This window comes from Natrinema soli, from assembly GCF_028618695.1.
Window position 1 is genome coordinate 79,933 of record NZ_JAQIVI010000022.1, and the last position, 16,551, is coordinate 96,483.

Annotated in this window: 11 protein-coding genes and 5 pseudogenes; 9 read left to right on the plus strand and 7 right to left on the minus strand. The window is 57.9% G+C overall.

Annotated elements, in window-relative coordinates:
- Window positions 1-17: 17 nt before the first annotated feature.
- The 4 genes from PGX04_RS01545 to PGX04_RS01560 all read right to left on the minus strand — a co-directional run bounded on the left by PGX04_RS01545 (window position 18) and on the right by PGX04_RS01560 (window position 5,380).
- Window positions 18-2,015 carry an alpha/beta hydrolase family protein gene (locus PGX04_RS01545; protein WP_273736904.1) on the minus strand — a complete coding sequence of 666 codons (1,998 nt, stop codon included), beginning with the start codon at window positions 2,013-2,015 and terminating at the stop codon, window positions 18-20.
- 149 nt (window positions 2,016-2,164) lie between these two features.
- Entirely contained in the window at window positions 2,165-3,220 is a 1,056-nt protein-coding gene (locus PGX04_RS01550; RefSeq protein WP_273736905.1) for a Gfo/Idh/MocA family protein, read from the minus strand.
- 106 nt (window positions 3,221-3,326) lie between these two features.
- Complete coding sequence (locus PGX04_RS01555; RefSeq protein ID WP_273736906.1) at window positions 3,327-4,397, minus strand: Gfo/Idh/MocA family protein; 1,071 nt, start codon at window positions 4,395-4,397, stop codon at window positions 3,327-3,329.
- Window positions 4,394-5,380, minus strand: a complete 987-nt coding sequence (locus tag PGX04_RS01560) for an LLM class flavin-dependent oxidoreductase (RefSeq protein WP_337959439.1) — start codon at window positions 5,378-5,380, stop codon at window positions 4,394-4,396. The genes PGX04_RS01555 and PGX04_RS01560 overlap by 4 nt, the downstream gene beginning before the upstream one ends.
- Before the next feature lie 706 nt (window positions 5,381-6,086).
- Between PGX04_RS01560 and PGX04_RS01565 the strand changes: the two genes are divergently transcribed.
- The 3 genes and pseudogenes from PGX04_RS01565 to PGX04_RS01575 form a co-directional block, all read left to right on the plus strand.
- A complete protein-coding gene (locus PGX04_RS01565) occupies window positions 6,087-7,025 on the plus strand; it encodes a dihydrodipicolinate synthase family protein (RefSeq protein ID WP_273736908.1) in 939 nt (312 codons plus the stop codon).
- A gap of 134 nt (window positions 7,026-7,159) precedes the next feature.
- A pseudogene (locus PGX04_RS01570) lies at window positions 7,160-7,792 on the plus strand (IS6 family transposase).
- 124 nt (window positions 7,793-7,916) lie between these two features.
- Window positions 7,917-8,090 (plus strand): annotated as a pseudogene (locus PGX04_RS01575) (SDR family NAD(P)-dependent oxidoreductase); the annotation flags it as partial.
- Window positions 8,091-8,105: 15 nt separating this feature from the next.
- Here the strand turns inward: PGX04_RS01575 and PGX04_RS01580 are convergent.
- Window positions 8,106-8,230: pseudogene (locus tag PGX04_RS01580) on the minus strand (IS630 family transposase); the annotation flags it as partial.
- Window positions 8,231-8,232: 2 nt separating this feature from the next.
- On the opposite strand from PGX04_RS01580, the pseudogene PGX04_RS01585 reads away from it, so the two are divergent.
- From PGX04_RS01585 to PGX04_RS34295, 3 genes and pseudogenes are all read left to right on the plus strand, one after another.
- Window positions 8,233-8,547: pseudogene (locus tag PGX04_RS01585) on the plus strand (transposase domain-containing protein); the annotation flags it as partial.
- A 1,143-nt stretch (window positions 8,548-9,690) separates the two neighbouring features.
- Window positions 9,691-11,118 carry an orc1/cdc6 family replication initiation protein gene (locus PGX04_RS01590; RefSeq protein ID WP_273736909.1) on the plus strand — a complete coding sequence of 476 codons (1,428 nt, stop codon included), beginning with the start codon at window positions 9,691-9,693 and terminating at the stop codon, window positions 11,116-11,118.
- Between the two features lie 261 nt (window positions 11,119-11,379).
- A pseudogene (locus PGX04_RS34295) lies at window positions 11,380-11,940 on the plus strand (transposase).
- Between the two features lie 88 nt (window positions 11,941-12,028).
- On the opposite strand, the gene PGX04_RS01600 reads toward PGX04_RS34295, so the two are convergent.
- Window positions 12,029-12,787 (minus strand): DUF1801 domain-containing protein, encoded by a 759-nt coding sequence (locus PGX04_RS01600; protein WP_273736910.1) that lies wholly within the window; start codon window positions 12,785-12,787, stop codon window positions 12,029-12,031.
- 541 nt (window positions 12,788-13,328) lie between these two features.
- Here PGX04_RS01600 and PGX04_RS01605 point away from each other — a divergent pair.
- Window positions 13,329-13,961, plus strand: a complete 633-nt coding sequence (locus PGX04_RS01605; RefSeq protein WP_273736911.1) for a hypothetical protein — start codon at window positions 13,329-13,331, stop codon at window positions 13,959-13,961.
- Between the two features lie 3 nt (window positions 13,962-13,964).
- On the plus strand, window positions 13,965-14,264 hold the full coding sequence (locus PGX04_RS34300) for a transcriptional regulator (protein WP_377042252.1): 300 nt from the start codon (window positions 13,965-13,967) through the stop codon (window positions 14,262-14,264).
- A 115-nt stretch (window positions 14,265-14,379) separates the two neighbouring features.
- Here the strand turns inward: PGX04_RS34300 and PGX04_RS01610 are convergent, their stop codons facing one another.
- Complete coding sequence (locus PGX04_RS01610) at window positions 14,380-14,796, minus strand: VOC family protein (RefSeq protein ID WP_273736912.1); 417 nt, start codon at window positions 14,794-14,796, stop codon at window positions 14,380-14,382.
- A gap of 734 nt (window positions 14,797-15,530) precedes the next feature.
- Here PGX04_RS01610 and PGX04_RS01615 point away from each other — a divergent pair.
- Window positions 15,531-16,232 carry a class I SAM-dependent methyltransferase gene (locus PGX04_RS01615; protein ID WP_273736913.1) on the plus strand — a complete coding sequence of 234 codons (702 nt, stop codon included), beginning with the start codon at window positions 15,531-15,533 and terminating at the stop codon, window positions 16,230-16,232.
- Window positions 16,233-16,551 lie beyond the last annotated feature (319 nt).

The following is a 16,551-nucleotide window of genomic DNA, read 5'->3' on the forward strand; positions in this document are numbered from 1 at the left end:
ACCCTCGCACGTGACGACTACCGGAACCGGTTCGGATCGGTCCCGTCCCACACGACGTCACGGTCGGCGAGTGCAGGGAGCAACTGCGGAACATCGCAGACACCGACGAGGCCGTGAACCCGTAACCTGAAGTCGATCTCGAACTCGCGGTTCGTGGCGACCTCGTGGAACGAATACGGAAGCTCCTTGAGGCGGATCGAGCGAAACTGTGGTTCCGCTACGGCGGCGTACAGTGCGTGGAGCGCGCCGGCGCCGGTTCCCTCGAGCGCGAACGCGTCGGCGTCCTCGACGCGGTGTGCGAGATATTCACGTGCGCGGAGGACGTCGTATACCCGCATCCCGAACAGCGAGGTGCCGAGCATGAGCGCGTCGCTGCCGAGTTTGTACTCCGTCCCGTGATAGTCGAAGTACGTTCCGCCGTTGGCCAGCGGTGTGTTCACGTCCCGTGCCCGAACGGCGCCGACGCCGCGGGGATCGAACGCCATCGCCGCACCGCGCTCACGGGCGAGCGCCGCGATCCGATCGTTGCACTCGTCGAAGTCGTCGGTCCCGTGATCCGGCAACACGACCGTCGGAAGAGATCGCGTCGGTCGCTCGAGCGAGCGAGCGAGGATCCCGGCGACGACGATATCGGGTTCGCTGAAGAAGAACACCTTCTCCCAGCGAACACCCGCCGCCTCGTCGATGTCCGTCTCGATTCGACGTGGGTGGAGTTCCTGACGGGGTTTCCCAAGAGAAAGTTCGTCGATCACCGTCTCGCGGATCGAGTTCGCGTACGCATCCGTGTCCTCGACCGAAGGCACACGTCCCGCGGCGTCGTATCGATCGTGAACGTACGCTCGGTTGCGGTCGACGACGTGCGTTTCGTCGGGGTACTCGCCGTGGACCTGTCCGGCGTCGGTACACAGGAGGTCGGCCTCGTCTTCGACGGGCGGGTCGCCGGTCTCGAACGTCGGATCGACGCCGCGGAGGTGCTCCCGGAACCAGTTGATCATTGCTTCTCGGAGCGGCGGCGTCAGCCCGTGCGTCCGCTCGGCCACCGCGAGATCGACGTTCTCGGGCCGGTCGTACAGTTCGTAGACGGATCGCGCCCGTTCGACGCTCTTTCGACTCCCCTCGATACAGAGGAAGTCCGACTGAGCTGCGCCGACGAGTACGGGTTTCGGCGCGAACGACGAGACGAAGTCGTCGTAGTTGAGACCGCGTTCGATCGCGCGGTAGACGATCTGTTCGCCGTCCTGGGCCTGCCCGGTCTTCATGTACTCCTCACGGGAGGTGACGAAGCAGCACGGCACCGCCGCGTCGAGTCGGTCGTCGACCAGCATCAAGAACCCGGTCTGCATGCCGCCCCCCGAGTTCCCAGTGGCACCGAGACGCGAGTCGTCGACGTCGGATCGTCCCTCCAGGTAGTCGAGCGCGCGGATCATGTCCCAGACGAAATACCGTGCCAGATTCGTCCCCGCGACCGCGCACTGCTGACCGAGGTACGTGTGTTCGATGACGCTCAATCGATCGACGTCGCCCGTTTCGGGGTCGTAACTCTGGATCCGCTCACCTTGGCCGATCGGATCGATCGAGAGCGCGACGAACCCGTTTCGAGCGAGTTCGACGCAGGCCCGCTGGTATCCCGCCGCAGCCTTCCCGGTAGCAGTATGTCCACACAGGAAGAGGACGGCCGGAAACGGACCCTCGCCCGCCGGTTGGTAGAGATTTCCCGTCACGTGGAACGCCGGCAGGCTCTCGAAGACGACCTTCTCTATCGAGTACCCGTCGCGCTCGAGCGTTCCGGTCGTCCGCGCGTTTAGCGGCGTCCGGTCGTCCGGCAGTCCGCCGAGCCCGTCGAGGAACGCCTCGCGCACGTTCTCGACGTGGCGTTCGTGACCGCCGACCGTCCGGATCGTCTCTTTGTGTGCTCGCTCCGCATCGAAGTGGTCGGTCGCCCGTTTCCGGAGGTAGCGCGGCAACTGGTTCTCGACATCGTAGAACCCGTCGAGGTTCTCATCGAACGCGTCCATACTCCCTATGTCAGCACCAACGGCATCAACGTTTTGCCGTTCGCCGCCATCGTCCTGTGTGGATCCTCGAGGCTCGCGGTCCGACGCTCGTGGCGGCCACCGATCGATCGCTCGAGGCGCCAGGCCCCAGCGGGACGAGTCGTCTGCTGTTATCGAGAGTCCGGCGGCAGTTCACCGGATTCGACCAGCGCTTCCAGTGGGTTATCCTCGAGCTCTAGCGGCAGTTCCACGCGACCGCGGCGACGAGCTGACTCCCAGATACCGAAAACGATTTCGGTGGCCGCGAGCGCCGTCTCGCCGCTGCTGATTGGTTCTTCGCCGTTCGAGAGAGCGCTCACGACGTTCGCCATCGCCCTGTCCTGTGCGGGATCGTCGCCGACGTCGACCGTCCGCCACTCGCCCGTCTCGTCGGTTCGGATCCGGTACTCGTCGGCGAGTTGGTACTCGATCTCGCCGTCGGTTCCAACGAATCGATTCGTCTGCGCCCCGACCATGTCCATCGCCGCCCCGGTCGAACAGAGCGCATGAACCCCCGATTCGTACGCCCACGTACCGAGGCTCTGTGCCTCCACGTGCATGTTCGTGTACCAGACGTGTTCTTCCGGATAGTCGATCTGGCCCAGTACCCACTCGACCGGTTCGTCGTCCATTATATAATTCGCGAGGTCAATATGGTGAAGGCCCGTCTGAAGCAGGTCTCGACGCCCGAATTCGATTCGTTCGAGGTCGCCGATAGCGCCATCGTCGATGACCGATTTGATCTCGGCGGCGGTATCGCGACAGCGGTTCTGTAGGTTGATCGTCAACTGGACGCCACAGTCATCGCACACATCGACGAGACGCCGACTCGCCGCGAGCGTCGGTGCCATCGGCTTCTCGCAGTGAATCGCATGCACGACATCGTGGCTGGCGCAGGTCTCGATCAGGTCGACGTGTGCGGACGGCGGCGTACAGATGCTGACGATGTCGGGCGCGGCAGCATCGAGCATCGCCTCGAGATCCGTAAAGACGCGATCGTTCGGAAGATCGAACGCGTCACCGAAGTCGGCGGCGCGTTCGGGATCGACGTCCGAACACGCGGTCAGCCGACACCCGTCGACGGTTTCGTAACTCCGCGCATGGCGGTATCCCATGGAGAACCCCTCGTGATCCGATTTATCAGGGTGTGGTCCCGTGCCGACGATTCCGACTGTACGATCACTCATGTTGAGTTGATGCGGAGTTGTCGTGAATCAACCATAATACTGCCGGTGAACGAGGCGCATCCGAGCGCAGGGACCGTGCTCGAGACGGAGGCGCGAACGAGCGGAACTAGCAGCGATTAACACCGTCGACGGTGACCCACTCGCCGGTTTCCGCCGATTCGTAGGCGGCATCGAGGATGTGAAGCACGCCGAGTGCATCGCCGAGCGTGACCGGCGCCTCGCCATCACTGTTGCAGGCGTCGAAGAACGCCTCGACGAACTCCTTCCCCCACGAGCCGCCGTATCCCGTTTCCGACTCGTACTCGTGCGTGATCGTCCGATGGGGCGTACTGGCCCAGTCACCGCTCGCGTCGTCGAGTTCGAGTGTCGTCTCGTCGTTGAATCCGAACTCCCGCCCCATCGGATCCCAGCTACTCCGGCCATCGCTTCCGTAAATCTCGAGGTGTGTATCGTAGAGACCCTCGCCGAGGTAGTACCCGCACTGAAGCGACCCGAGGGCACCGGCTGCAGTCTCCAGCTGGAGCGTCGCCGCGTCTTCGACCTCGACGCCGTCGGTCCCCGCGGTCGTACTGGCGTTGACGCGAGTAATGCGTTCGTCGAGGAGCCAGGCGAACAACTGGAGCCAGTGGATGCCAAGCCACTGCAGAATGCCGCCGCGGCTCGCGTCCTCGTCGAAGAGGAAGTGGGACGTGTCCCGGAAGCGAAGTTGGGACGCGACGTACCGCGCGTCGAACGATCGAACGTCACCGAAGAATCCATCGTCGATGAGCGTTCGGAGTTCGTCCGTGATCGGATGAAACTGCCACGGATAGGACACGCAGACGGTCGAATCTGACCGCTCGGCGCGCGATACGAGGGGTTCGAGGTCGGCGGCGGTACGAGCGGCCGGCTTCTCGGTATACACGTCGATCCCCGCATCGAGTGCCCGTTCGATGGCCGCTGGCGTTTCCCGGTTCGAGAGCGTCACGAACACGGCGTCGAGCGGTTCCGACGATAACAATTCCTCGAGATTGCCGTACACCGGCACGTCTCCGAGGGCGGATACCGACGCTGCGTCGAATTCCGGATTCGGCTCGCACGCGCTCGTTACCGTCCCCGATACCGTCTCGAGCGTGCGCAAGTACGGCTCCGCGTGGTGGTGATCCAGCCCGACGTAGCCGATATTTCGATCCGTCATTGGTTCGAAAACGGTGGCATGACTTCCTCGCCGAACCGTTCGAGGGTCTCGAGCGTCACGTCCTGCGGTTGACCGGGAAACTGACACCGTAGATAGATCTGATCGACGCCGAGATCCTCGTACTCGCGGAGCTGCTCGATGCACTCGTCGGGCGACCCGAGCACGAACTTCTCCTCGAGTGCGTCGTAGTCGACTTCTACCTCGTGTTCGTCCAGGTATGTCTGGCCCCAGCGGGCGTACCACTCGTACAGCTGCAGGAGGTGCGGTTCGATGGTCTCGCGTGCCTCCTCGACGGAGTCGGCGACGAAGCAATCGCGCATCAGGACGATATCGTGCTCGGAACGATCCTCGCCGAACTCCTCGAGTGCATCCTCGTAGACGGTGATCTGCTGTTCGAGATCGTCCGACGTCGAGGAGGCGCTGGCGATCCAGCCGTTCCCGCGGTAGGCGGCCCGCTTGATGGCGATATCGGCGTGGCCACCGATCCAGATCGGGAGGTCGTTTTCGGGCCGCGGACTGACGAACACGTCGTCGAACGACCAGCGTTCGCCGTCGTGAGTGACGCTGTCTTCGTTCCAAAGGCGCTCGAGAACGGTGATCGATTCGATAAATGCCTTCGACCGTTCGTCCATCGCGACATCGAACGGTTCGAGTTCTCGCTCCCGATAGCCGATCGCTGCACCGAAGTGCATTCGTCCGTTGGAGAGACGATCAATCATCGAAACCTGCTCCGCGAGAGAGAGTGGATTGCGGAGCATCGGCAACACGGCCATGGTCGCCAGATCGAGCGTCTCCGTTCGTGCGGCGATCGCGGAGAGCGCAGTGATCGGTTCGATGAAACCCTCCTCATGGACGTGTCGCTCGCCGAGAGCCACACCGTCAAATCCGAGCCGCTCCAGCAGGTCGACTTGTTCGTATACGTCTGTCACTTCGAACTCACTATCAGGCGTGTAGTATTGATTCAAGAATACACCGAACTTCACGGCGAATTCACCCCTCTACGGTTCGCACGACGAATTACCATGGTACTAGGTATCCCTAACGAGCCCGTTCATTATGTAATTTGTGATGAGGTATCCACCCTCATATCGACTGGCGCAGTGAAAACTACGGCGTGACCGACCGCGAGCGTTCGTTTGGGCGCATGAAACGCATTCTCGTCAGTAACCGATCTGAGAGAAGAGCGCTTCTCGTTACCCTCGAACGACGGTAATACGGGAGAAATTTGTTTTGTACTGCAAAACGAAACAGCATTCGCTCGAGAGTCGGCCGCTCCCAAGGTATACTGCAAGACCCGTTATGCGCAACCGACAGCGATCAGGATGCCATTACAACGCTACAAATGTAAAAATATCGCTCACGCAGCACCGATACCGTCACGAGCGTTCGAGATCGAGGCTCAGAGGTTTGGGAGAGTGAAACGACGGTCAGCAGGATCTGGCTACTTCGATCGCCGTTCGGTGGCCCGTAAGTGGGTGAATTCGACGTCTCGATTTGTTCCCTGTCCGTCGAGCCAGTGTGACAAGAGTAGGAACTCGCCGTCCGTCGTTGCGGTGAGAAACTGAGTACGGTATCTCGTACCGAACAGCCACGGCTACCGTCGTCGGGTTTCACCGCGTTTTCGCTTTACCGAGAGCAGCTACCCAAAACTATAATGCTTGGTGCCTGTGAACAGTGGTTGTAGAGACGATGGGACACGACAAGGTATCCGAAAGTCTGCGAAGCGTTGCCTTCACGACGACGACGCCGTTCAACGACAATTGCGACCAGATCCGACACGAGAAACTCGAAGCCAATATCAAAGCGATATATGATGAAGGCGCACGCGTCTTCATCCCGTGTGGAAATACGGGCGAATACTATTCGCTGTCACAGAAGGAACGGATCGACGTCGTCCGCTCGACGGTCAACGCCGTCCCCGACGATGCCACGGTTGTCGGCGGGGCCGGAGGGAGCACTAAGAACGCGATCGAACTGCTCGAAGCGTACGAGGATATCGGCGCGGACGCGGCAATGATCATGTACCCTCGGCACACGTACGTCCACGAACAGGGGCTGATCGACTATTATCAAACGCTCGCAGACGCAACTGATCTCGGCATCGTCGTCTACAAACGCGGTCCACTTCTTAGCGAGGCTGTCCTCGATACCGTTACAGCATTCGAAAACGTCGTGGCCGTTAAGTACGCCGTCAACGACGTAAAGGAGTTCTCACGATTGACCGAAACCGTCTCGGCGGATGTCGTCTGGCTCAACGGCGTCGCCGAACGCTACGCCCTCTCCTATGCCCTCGAAGGCGCAGACGGATTCACGACGGGCATCGGGAACTTCGTTCCACGACCGGTTCTGGCGCTATCGCGCGCCTTGTCGGCCGACGACTGGTCTCGCGCAAAAGAGATTCGAGATGCGCTCCGACCGTACGAAGCGTTCCGCGAGGAGGCCGGGGGTGGGGCAGCATTTGCATCGGCGAAAAACGTCCCGGTCGTAAAACGCGGGATGGATCTTCAGGGATTGTACGGCGGCCCCGTCCGCGTTCCCCTCGTCGAACTCTCGAATGATGACCGAAACCGCGTCGAACGGTACCTCGAGCGAATCAAAAACATCGACTATCAGGTACCGTCTAGTTGAACCAGATTGAGGATGAATTTAGAAGAATCTTGGGAAAACGAGCGGACGGCGATTGCGTCAGGGCGTTCGCCGTCCGCTCAGACGCTGTTCAGAGCAGGGTTTGAAAGAGTGAGGCAGTAGAGTTCGAGGTGGGTCTGCACGAATCCAACCGCCTCGACGGAGCGAGCAGCGGAATCGAGTTGGATTTTGTGGAGCGCGAGCAGACACCGCGCGAACTACTGGCGCTCAGTATCCCGCTCCAGTTGTTCGGATTATCATTTTTATATACTGTATCTATTTTGGATGGTTCGGTATCGAACGGGCGCGCTCGACTGTTCATAACTGGATCCAGAAAGCCGCTTACAACCGACAGACGGTGCCCGGCCGGATCACATCGCACTTGACGAGACCGTGATCAACCTCGACGATCAGCGCTACTGGCTGTACGCTGCTGTCATCCCGAAACGAACGGATTCCTCGATGTCAGGCTGTTTTCGACGCGGAACGAGAGTGTTACTTCGATCTTCCGCTCCGAACTCACCGAGAAACACGATGTCGATGATGCCGTGGTTCTCGTCGATTCCGGACCCTGGCTGAAAGCTGCGCTCCACCGATACGGCCTCCGATTTCGACACGAGACACACGGAAATCGGAACGCCGTCGAACGTGTCTTTTAGGAAGTAAAATGACGAACCTACCAGTGTAGAATTTGCTTCAGAAACGCCGAACAGAACACTGCCGAAATCTGGCTCCAGAGCGACGCGTACGCATGGAATCAGCTACTCTGAACACGGCCGTACTGAGGGGGCCGTACCGAGGGGTGTCACTCGAAGCTATTCTGTGGCGAAACATGGATACACTCACGCGTGTATCCGACCGACTCTTAAGATATCTCAGCATAGAGTGATCGGTATGAACCTACAGATCGATGGGAACGCAGCACTGATCACTACATCGAGCAGTGGACTGGGCAAGGCATCGGCCAAGGCACTCGCACGGGAAGGCGTTAACGTCGTCATCAACGGACGGAACGAAAAACGACTCGCCGATGCGGCGATGGAAATCAGAGAAGTTGCGACGGGTGAGGACAGTACCTCCGGACGATTCGTGGACAGTTTCTTCGAATTCTTGTTTCTCTTTTCTGGTATTTTTCGTTTTCTCCCAGATCGGTGAGCATCAATAACAGCCTGCCCAAACGGCTCGTCGGTGTCGAGTCGATTGAGCCAAAAACGATTTGTACCATACAATGCTCGAACCGGTGAGAACGAACGCTTTTCCTCGCGCGTTCTTCGCCGAGCGACGCGAGAAGCACGGCGTCATCGACGTCGTGTTTCTCGTCGATGGAGCGACACCACTCCAAGACGCCTGCTCTCGACACGGTCTCGATTTCAGAGACGAACGCCACGGAGATCGGAATAGCGTAGAGCGTATTTTCCGAGAGGGAAAGTGACGAGTTATCTCTTTCTCGAGTTGTTTTAGCAACCCCAAAGCAGAAACTGCCGACGAGTGGGTAAGATCGTTCGCCTTCGCATGGAACCAGCTATCTGAACACTACCTCCCGGACCACACAGGTGGCGGTCCCCGTCAATTCGGAAGGGTGGGGATCTACGGGTTGCGACCGATGGCGCTGGCTCTGCCCCGAAGCCGGTACTCGTACCCCGTGTGGGCCTTCGAGGTATTTTGTTTTATATCGGTCCGCGCGGTCGGCTCATGTCTTTGATTTCGGCTCTCGCCGTGACAAACACCGGATCAACTCCCAGTTTTCCACGTACAGTCCTCGGTACACCGCGTTGGACTGTATTCATGCCGATTTACGCGAAAAACAGTCGATGACGGCACTGTATCCCCGCCCTCGAGGGCGGGATTTTAGCGCCTGCAATTCAGATAATTCGATCGACCGTTCGTTCTGGTGAGTCGGTTCCGGACACCCCTCTATCGAAGTGTTTGTGGGAAATGGTCACTTTCACCGCGGGAAAACCGCTTCGAGACAAGTTGACCAAGAAGTTCGTGACAAGACACACCGTTATCGAAGTGTCTTCCACGGTCTGCTTCGACACTACGTACTCTCTACTGGAAGGAATGATATTTCCAAGTGTATTCAAGTGTATCCACGAAGGAGTACGGCCGTCACGGCACAGACACCCCTCTATCGATGTGTTCTCTCTGGGAAAGGGCTGATAAAAAAAGACGAGAGATTGGAAAGGAAGAGAGCATGGACGTGAATTTCCGACTATAGACCGTATCATAGAGGGGATTTGGTGGTCTCTCCCTCGAGAAAGATCCACAGATCATACGAGTGGAGTTCAGAACACATCGAACACTTCGATAGGGGTGTGTGTGAGTGTGTGTTCTAGAAAGCTAGAAGAAGAGAAAGAAAAACACCCATTTACATTCCATTGAGTAGCCCGGTAATCGGCTCTCTCCCGTGATATTGCGCTGTATTACTGTTCTCGCTGATTCTATTCCGTCGATCGACCCCCTCCCCTTCGAGGCGTCAAACACATCGATAGAGGGGTGTCTGTCTCAACACTCCCCTTTCTCATAACACATCGTCGGTCGTTTTTACTATTTCGAGGGTTCGCTGTCCGAACCGGGTTAAATCGTTGAGGATCATCCGTCTAATCGGAGAAATACACATCGACAAAGGTGGGCAACACTTTTGGTCCCGCCCTGTATGGGTCACCGTATGGATGACTTCGAGGATCCTCGAGATGAGGCGGGGACATCGAAGGACGAAACGATGGAGGAGGACATTTCCTCATTCGAGTCTTCTGCGCCTGAGACATCTTCATCCTCGAGTGACCCGCAGTCGTCCAATGATTCACAGTCGATCGAAGATATGTTGCTGGAATTCGACCAGCAAGAAGGGCTCATTCGTGATCGGTCGCTCCTCGACCCGAATCACATCGTCGAAGAGGATCGAATCGTCGGTCGCGACAAGCAACTCCAAGAAGTTACGAAGATGCTCCGCGTCGCCCTCGGTGACAACCGTCCGCCGAATCTCTTTCTCTATGGTCCCTCGGGGACCGGTAAATCCCTCATCACCAAAGCTGTCTGCAAGAACATTAGCGCGATCTGCGAATCGCGTGATATCCGGTTCGGGACGATCGAAGTCAACTGCCAGGATCTCGACACCCTCGGCGTTGCAGTCTACGAACTAGCGAATCGCGCTGCGGACGAAGCTCTCGTCGAGGTCGAGGTTCCGAAACACGGCGTTGCGACGAAGGAAAAGTGGGACGAGCTCTATCGGATCGTCAACGAGAACTTCGATTCAGCAGTGTTCGTCCTCGATGAACTCGATATGCTCGTCGGTCGACGAGACAAACAGGAGCCGGCGTTCTCCCGCCTCCTCTATCAACTGTCTCGAGCCGGCGCAAATAATGAACTCACTGCGCACGTCTCAGTCGTCGCGATCTCTAACGATACGAAGATGATGGAATCCGTGGGGAGTCGGGCCCTGAGCTCCTTCACCCCCGAAGACGTCCACTTCGACGATTACGATGCGAATCAGTTGCAGTCGATTCTTCGTCGTCGACAGGACGCCTTCTACGACGACGTTCTCGACGAGGACGTCATTCCGCTGGCGGCTGCCTTCGCAGCGCAGACCCACGGCGATGCTCGCAAAGCGATCGATCTAATGCGCGTCGCCGGTGAACTCGCTGAACGCGAAGGCGACGGGGGTGTTCGTGAAGCGCACGTTCGCGAAGCGCAGGACAAAGTCGAGAAAAACCGCGTCCTCGAGGTCGTTCGAGGAATCAGCACACAGAAGAAGCTCTGTCTCTATGCGACAGCAGCTGTCGCTGCCGAAACGGACGATGAATCTGCACGTAGCACGACCGGCTACAGGGTGTATCAGTTCCTCACTGACGCGATCGAGGCCGACCAATATCACCAGGAGACCTACGTGAACAAGATGAAGGAGATGACGACGTATTCCCTCGTCGACTTCGAACGACGAAGCCACGGACCGAGTTCGGGAATGTTCCTCGAGTTCCAGTTCGGCGAGCGCCCCGAGACGATCCTCGAAACGCTTCGCGAGGACTCGCGTATCGACATGGTCTCCGGGGACGAAGTATCGACCGTCGTCAAAGCACAGGTTCGAAACGAGAACTGAGCTTCCGGTACTATCGAGAGTTATCCGTTTGGATACTACACCACACACCTCTATCGATGTGTGATCGATCGAAAGAGGGTGTGTAGTGCGGAATTTATGGAGTTGTATCCATACCGACGTTTGGAGTGCTTCTTTCACCCATCATCCCGTATATATCCTATTGAATCTCTCAGAAACTGCAATCCCACGCGGTAATCACCACACCTCTATCGAAGTGTCCGCGCACCTCTATCGAAGTGTTTTCAGCCGTTTCTTCCCGCTATCAATAGTCGATTCTTTCAATTCACGGATAACCTCATAACGGTGGCGAGACGGTCTGTCTCTGGCAATCCTGAACCATCAACCAAGAAAATCGACGGTGGCTACTCTGACTGGGTGATCATTGGAAGTCCACGGGCTCCGCGAGTACCGTGACCTTCCAGATCGACGGCTCCTTGATCACGATACTGGTGATGTACAGGTCATCGCCGCGACTGGCTTCGACCGACACTCTGTCAGACGCCAGTACGCAAACCGGACAGACTCACCTTCAGATCGGTGAACTACCCCGCCCTGCTCGACCTGACGGCCTCGCTGAGGACGAGGCTTCCTGTTTCTAAGACGCGCTTTGCAGTAATCAAACACCGAGTGTTCTACCCGCCGGATGTGGCACATACCGCTCGCCATGACGAGGACACCTATCACCGACGGTCAATCATCGAAGCTGTGTTCTTCGCACTCGAGCAACGGTACGGTGACACGCTCCGGACACGGACGTGGTTCGGTCAGTTCCGAGAACTCGTTCTGAAAGCAGCTGTGAGAAATGTCGAACTTGCTTCCTAACATCGGTCAGTACAGAGGTGGCAGCTATCATGTACGCCCGCGGGTAGGTTCGGGGCCGCTTACGGCTATCGCACTGGTTCGGGTTTCCTCACCAGCCCATCCCCGGATCGTTGGCGGCTTGCCGGACCCAAGAAGCGACCTGCTCCTCATCCAGCGTGTCCGTCTCCTCCACGTCCAGTGCCTGTCTGTTAGGACCTGTCCCGCTGGGCGGCTCTGGCTCAAGGTACGATTCGCACACAAATGTCAGTTTCACGTGTTTCGAGAACGCGCTGAATGACGCGAACCATCCCTGGTCCTCGACGCCATAGAACGGCTGGTGATACTTCACGGCACGGCGCACCTGGTGCACTTCGTCTTGAATGATCTCGTCGAATCGTGTCGCAACCTCACGCTTCCACCCCGGCAGCGCTGCAATGTACGCCTTCACCGCTGTCGATCCATCAGTATCATCATTCCTCCGCGCCGACTGGTATCGTTTACTTCGTTCCTCCCATTCTTCCTCCGTCGGAACCTGGTCCGACAGTTCGATTTCCCCGAAGTCCTCGTCCCCGATTGTATTCTCCCCCTCTCGGCCTGATATCGAAGTCACGACCAAGATCGGGTCTGGCTCTTCGGGTTCAGAAAACAGCTCGAAGTCCAGCCGCAACGTCTCTCCTCGCCAGTGGCGAGCAAAGCCCACCCAGCCGTCGGGGTGGTCATCCCGGTTGTCTTGCTCGACCCGGAACAGACCCTGCAAGGCCGGAATGGCGTCGGCACCCCACTGGAGCCCCCGTTCCAGATCCGTGAAACGAACCCCCTCGTCATGCTCGGTGTGGTAGTAGGGTGCTCTGATTGTTCGGTTCGCCATCACGAGTTCGGAGACCCGCTGGGTCGTAAGTGAGCCGGACACACTCATAATCACTCACCAATATGCGGTATAGGTGCATCAATATTTCTGCGGTCCTCAAGGGTGCGACGAGCCGAATTCCTCCTCTGGGAAAGGATAACGGGGCTTCACGGGAGCTTACTCGCCAAGCGATCCTTGCCGCTGTGGCCGCAGATCCTTACACCTCGCTTCATACTACTTTGAACGGACACTTAACCAGAAAGTCAACTAAGAGAGGTCGTATACTCAACCGGATGGTTGCACAGAAGCCAGGCGATCTGGACCTCGACGGGTCTTCCACGCACTCTCTCCCGATACGTCGATCAATCCTCGAACAGTCGATCGACGGCCCGGAGCGTGTGGGCGCCCTTGAAGGATTCCGCATGCTCGCTACCCCTCGAATCATGTAGCACGTGATGAAACCAACGGTGTCTGCGGTCGGTTAGTCAGAGACGGCTAGGCATGGCCCTTTGCAGGGCAAAGGGTCGAATCGAATATATCTACATAGCGCCAATGAAAACCGATGACAAAAGATACGACTGATGACTTGCCCCCTATCGAGGCTGTACAGGCTCTCACAGAGATTGAGGGGTACGACGAAAAACTGACTGCTCGGACGTTTGGTCTCACTCTCATGGTGTTCGCGTTCGCTATTGCAGCGATTCCGATTTCCTATGCGGCAGCCGATTCGTGGCTCACTGCACACGAGTATGGCTCGTTCGTGCTGTCGGTTCTCTGGCTGCCCTGGATTGTAGCGGCTGTCGCTGTTACATCGGCAATCTGGACCACTCATTCGATTTCCCTTGGAAGGAACTCTACGACCGCCGATGATTGGTTACTGGGCATCGGATTTACGATTGTGTTCTTTCTGATTGCAACTGTTGTCTTGATTGCACTCGGCTCCAACATTACCATCTTCATTGTGATGGGGGTTTCGGGAGGGCTCTTCACGATTCTTCTCGGTGTCATTTTCTCCCACATATACCAAGCAAAATGGGTATTGCTTCCCTTGGTTGTGGCCGGTAGTGCGATCGTTCTCGGTAATATCTTTCTTTCTACTATCGACCTCACCCCCACCGGTGCGGGCTTTACGACCGGATTCCTCCAGGGAACAGTGTATTTTATCACTGGCTGGGCTATCTCAATTAGAGGGTGACACATGGACCTTCCACCGGATCTTGCACTCGTCCACCAACCCACCCGACTTCGAATCATGGGATTTCTGTACAGGCATCGTGACGTCTCGTATACGCGAATCCGTGATTTGTTGGACCTAACTGATGGTAACCTCGCCTCTCACGCGGAGAACCTCGAAGATGCAGGGTACATCGAAACCCGTCGAGCATGGACCCAGAGTGGCTTCGAAACCCGCTATCGAATCACCTCGAGCGGTGTCTCAACGTTCCAGACTTACCTGCAGGAACTGCGCCAGTTTTTGGACGAAGTAGAGCCAGAATGACCGGCTCGGTTGTGTTCAGTTGCGAACGGGAGAGAACGTGCATGACACATAAACAGGAAGCCCCGCTCTCACGGAGCCTGCGAAGCAGGCGAGTAGGGCGGGGTAAGTCACTTGATTACGTTGTTTCTGTCTCTGATGGGCGTTCGACGAGGACGACGCCGTTCCCATAGAGGTCACGTGCGACGGCCTCGATACCGTAGGGCTGTTCTTGGGGCTCGGACGTGAACTCAACCCCGCGCTCGCGCAGGATTTCGTAGGTCGCGTGGCAATCGTCCACGGTAAAGGCGAGTGCCGGTTGTTCACCGACCAACGCGGCTCGACGGTCTGCCTCTTCCTCGTCCTCGGACCAGTCGGGGAGTTCGAGGACGATTTCCACGGTCTCGTCCTGTTCGGGGGCGACAGTGACCCAGCGGTTATCGGGTCCGAACGATTCGTCCGCTTTCTTCACGAGGCCGAGCTTCTCAGTGTAGAAGCGCAGTGCTTCGTCCTGGTCATCGACGAAACGGGTGGTAAGACGGAGCTTTTCGATCACGATTTCCTCCACCTGTACCGACGCCGCGTACCAGCAAGTACGTTCGCCTAGCAGACTGAAAGTGATAGCTGCTCCTCTCGCAAGCAGCCACTCGATACTGGTCGGAACGACATTAATCGGAACGCGGGCTGGTCTCGATGGCCGCCGTGGAACCGCGAGAACTGTCGAGGACGTTGCCCACAACGGCGTCGGAGTGCAGGCCCAAGCACCCGCGCAAGCCGCGTCGGCGTTCACGCGCGAAGTCACGGATTGACGACTGTCGATGTGACTGCCGCCTCTGTCGAGAAGCCCTCGGTTGTACGCACGTGGACAGATGCTGGCCGACGATTTCCCGATCCGAGGGAAATCTGGATCGACGACACGCTCGTCGCGACATAGGAAGAGGTCCAGAACGTCAATCTGCTCGCCGACGGGAGCGCCGTTGGGATCGCACGATTCTGAGAGGATTCCGATCGGCTCGCGATCATCGAGGACGAATTTCCGGAGATCAAATCGTGTCGGTGACGGGAGGGGAGACTGGCTGGCGTCCCTTCGTTACGAATCCGACGGGTTACAGCGAGCCTTGCTCGAGTTGATCGATACGAAAGCCTTCCGTATCGACTGGCCGTGTTGGGAGACTGCTGACGGGTTGGCGGTCACGTTCTTCGGCGAGGAGTCGTGCGTTCCACGGCTCGTATACGGCTTCTCACACCACCGGTAGGATATTGACAGCGTGACTCGTCGGTACTAGCAGTATGGAACCGAACTGGACGATAGACGAAAAACGACACGCAGGCACGGAACACCTGGATCCCGAGGAGGTTGCCCGCTTCGACGAGAAGATGCCGTTCGATCCCGCCGGGGAGATCGGCGTGCTACGGGAGTCCGGTCTCTGTCGTGAGGATACAGTCGTCGATTTCGGGGCCGGAACGGGGGTGGTTCCACTCGCCGTCGCCGAACACTGTGATCGCGTCGTGGCCGTCGACATCTCCGAAACCATGCTCGCGGCGGTCGACGAGAAGGCCGAAGCGCGTGGCATCCGGAACGTCGAGACCGTCCACGATGGATTCCTGAGCTACGACCATCGGGGCGAGCCTGCGTCGTTCGTCTTCTCGAAGGACGCTCTCCACCACCTCCCCGATTTCTGGAAAGCCGAAGCGTTGAAAAACGTCGGGCGGACGCTCGAATCGGGCGGAATCTTTCGCTTGCGCGACTTCGTCTTCTCGTTCGATCCACACGAGAGCCGGCCCGAAATCGAGTCGTGGCTCGAGGAGAAGAAGCGATCGACGACATTTACCGACGAAGAGCTGTACGTTCACTTTCGAGAGGAGTACAGTACGTACGGGTTCGTGCTCGAAGCCCTTCTCGAGCGGGTCGGGTTCGAGATTCTCGAATCGACGTACGAAGATGATTTCTATGCCACGTATACCTGTCGGTGGCTGGGTTGTTCTGAGTGAGCACGAGGTGTTTTTGAAATATTTCTCGCACTCGTGGCATCGTTTCGAGTAACTGGTTTCGGACGAACGCGAACGTCTGGAATCACGTCTCGCGGAGTCTACAGAGGTGCGACGGAGATGTTTTCAAGTTCACCGGTAATTCCTCGCCGTTCAGGAAGTATTTCGCATCTGCCGTCGAATTCACGTATGATTCATGCCCAATAAAAGTGCTTCAAATGGAGTGAGCCGTTGGCGGCGGTGGACCGCCAGTGGCCTCTTACTCTTCGCCTCGCTCGGTGCAGTGTTCGCATTCGCGACGTCTCTCACAGCAGTCAGAACA

What these genes read in the sequence shown, in the direction of transcription:
- PGX04_RS01545 (WP_273736904.1), bottom strand. Translation starts at nt 2,015, where the DNA reads ATGGACGCGTTCGATGAGAACCTCGACGGGTTCTACGATGTCGAGAAC.
- PGX04_RS34300 (WP_377042252.1), top strand. Translation starts at nt 13,965, where the DNA reads ATGGACCTTCCACCGGATCTTGCACTCGTCCACCAACCCACCCGACTT.
- PGX04_RS01615 (WP_273736913.1), top strand. Translation starts at nt 15,531, where the DNA reads ATGGAACCGAACTGGACGATAGACGAAAAACGACACGCAGGCACGGAA.
- PGX04_RS01555 (WP_273736906.1), bottom strand. Translation starts at nt 4,397, where the DNA reads ATGACGGATCGAAATATCGGCTACGTCGGGCTGGATCACCACCACGCG.
- PGX04_RS01605 (WP_273736911.1), top strand. Translation starts at nt 13,329, where the DNA reads ATGACAAAAGATACGACTGATGACTTGCCCCCTATCGAGGCTGTACAG.
- PGX04_RS01550 (WP_273736905.1), bottom strand. Translation starts at nt 3,220, where the DNA reads ATGAGTGATCGTACAGTCGGAATCGTCGGCACGGGACCACACCCTGAT.
- PGX04_RS01565 (WP_273736908.1), top strand. Translation starts at nt 6,087, where the DNA reads ATGGGACACGACAAGGTATCCGAAAGTCTGCGAAGCGTTGCCTTCACG.
- PGX04_RS01600 (WP_273736910.1), bottom strand. Translation starts at nt 12,787, where the DNA reads ATGGCGAACCGAACAATCAGAGCACCCTACTACCACACCGAGCATGAC.
- PGX04_RS01590 (WP_273736909.1), top strand. Translation starts at nt 9,691, where the DNA reads ATGGATGACTTCGAGGATCCTCGAGATGAGGCGGGGACATCGAAGGAC.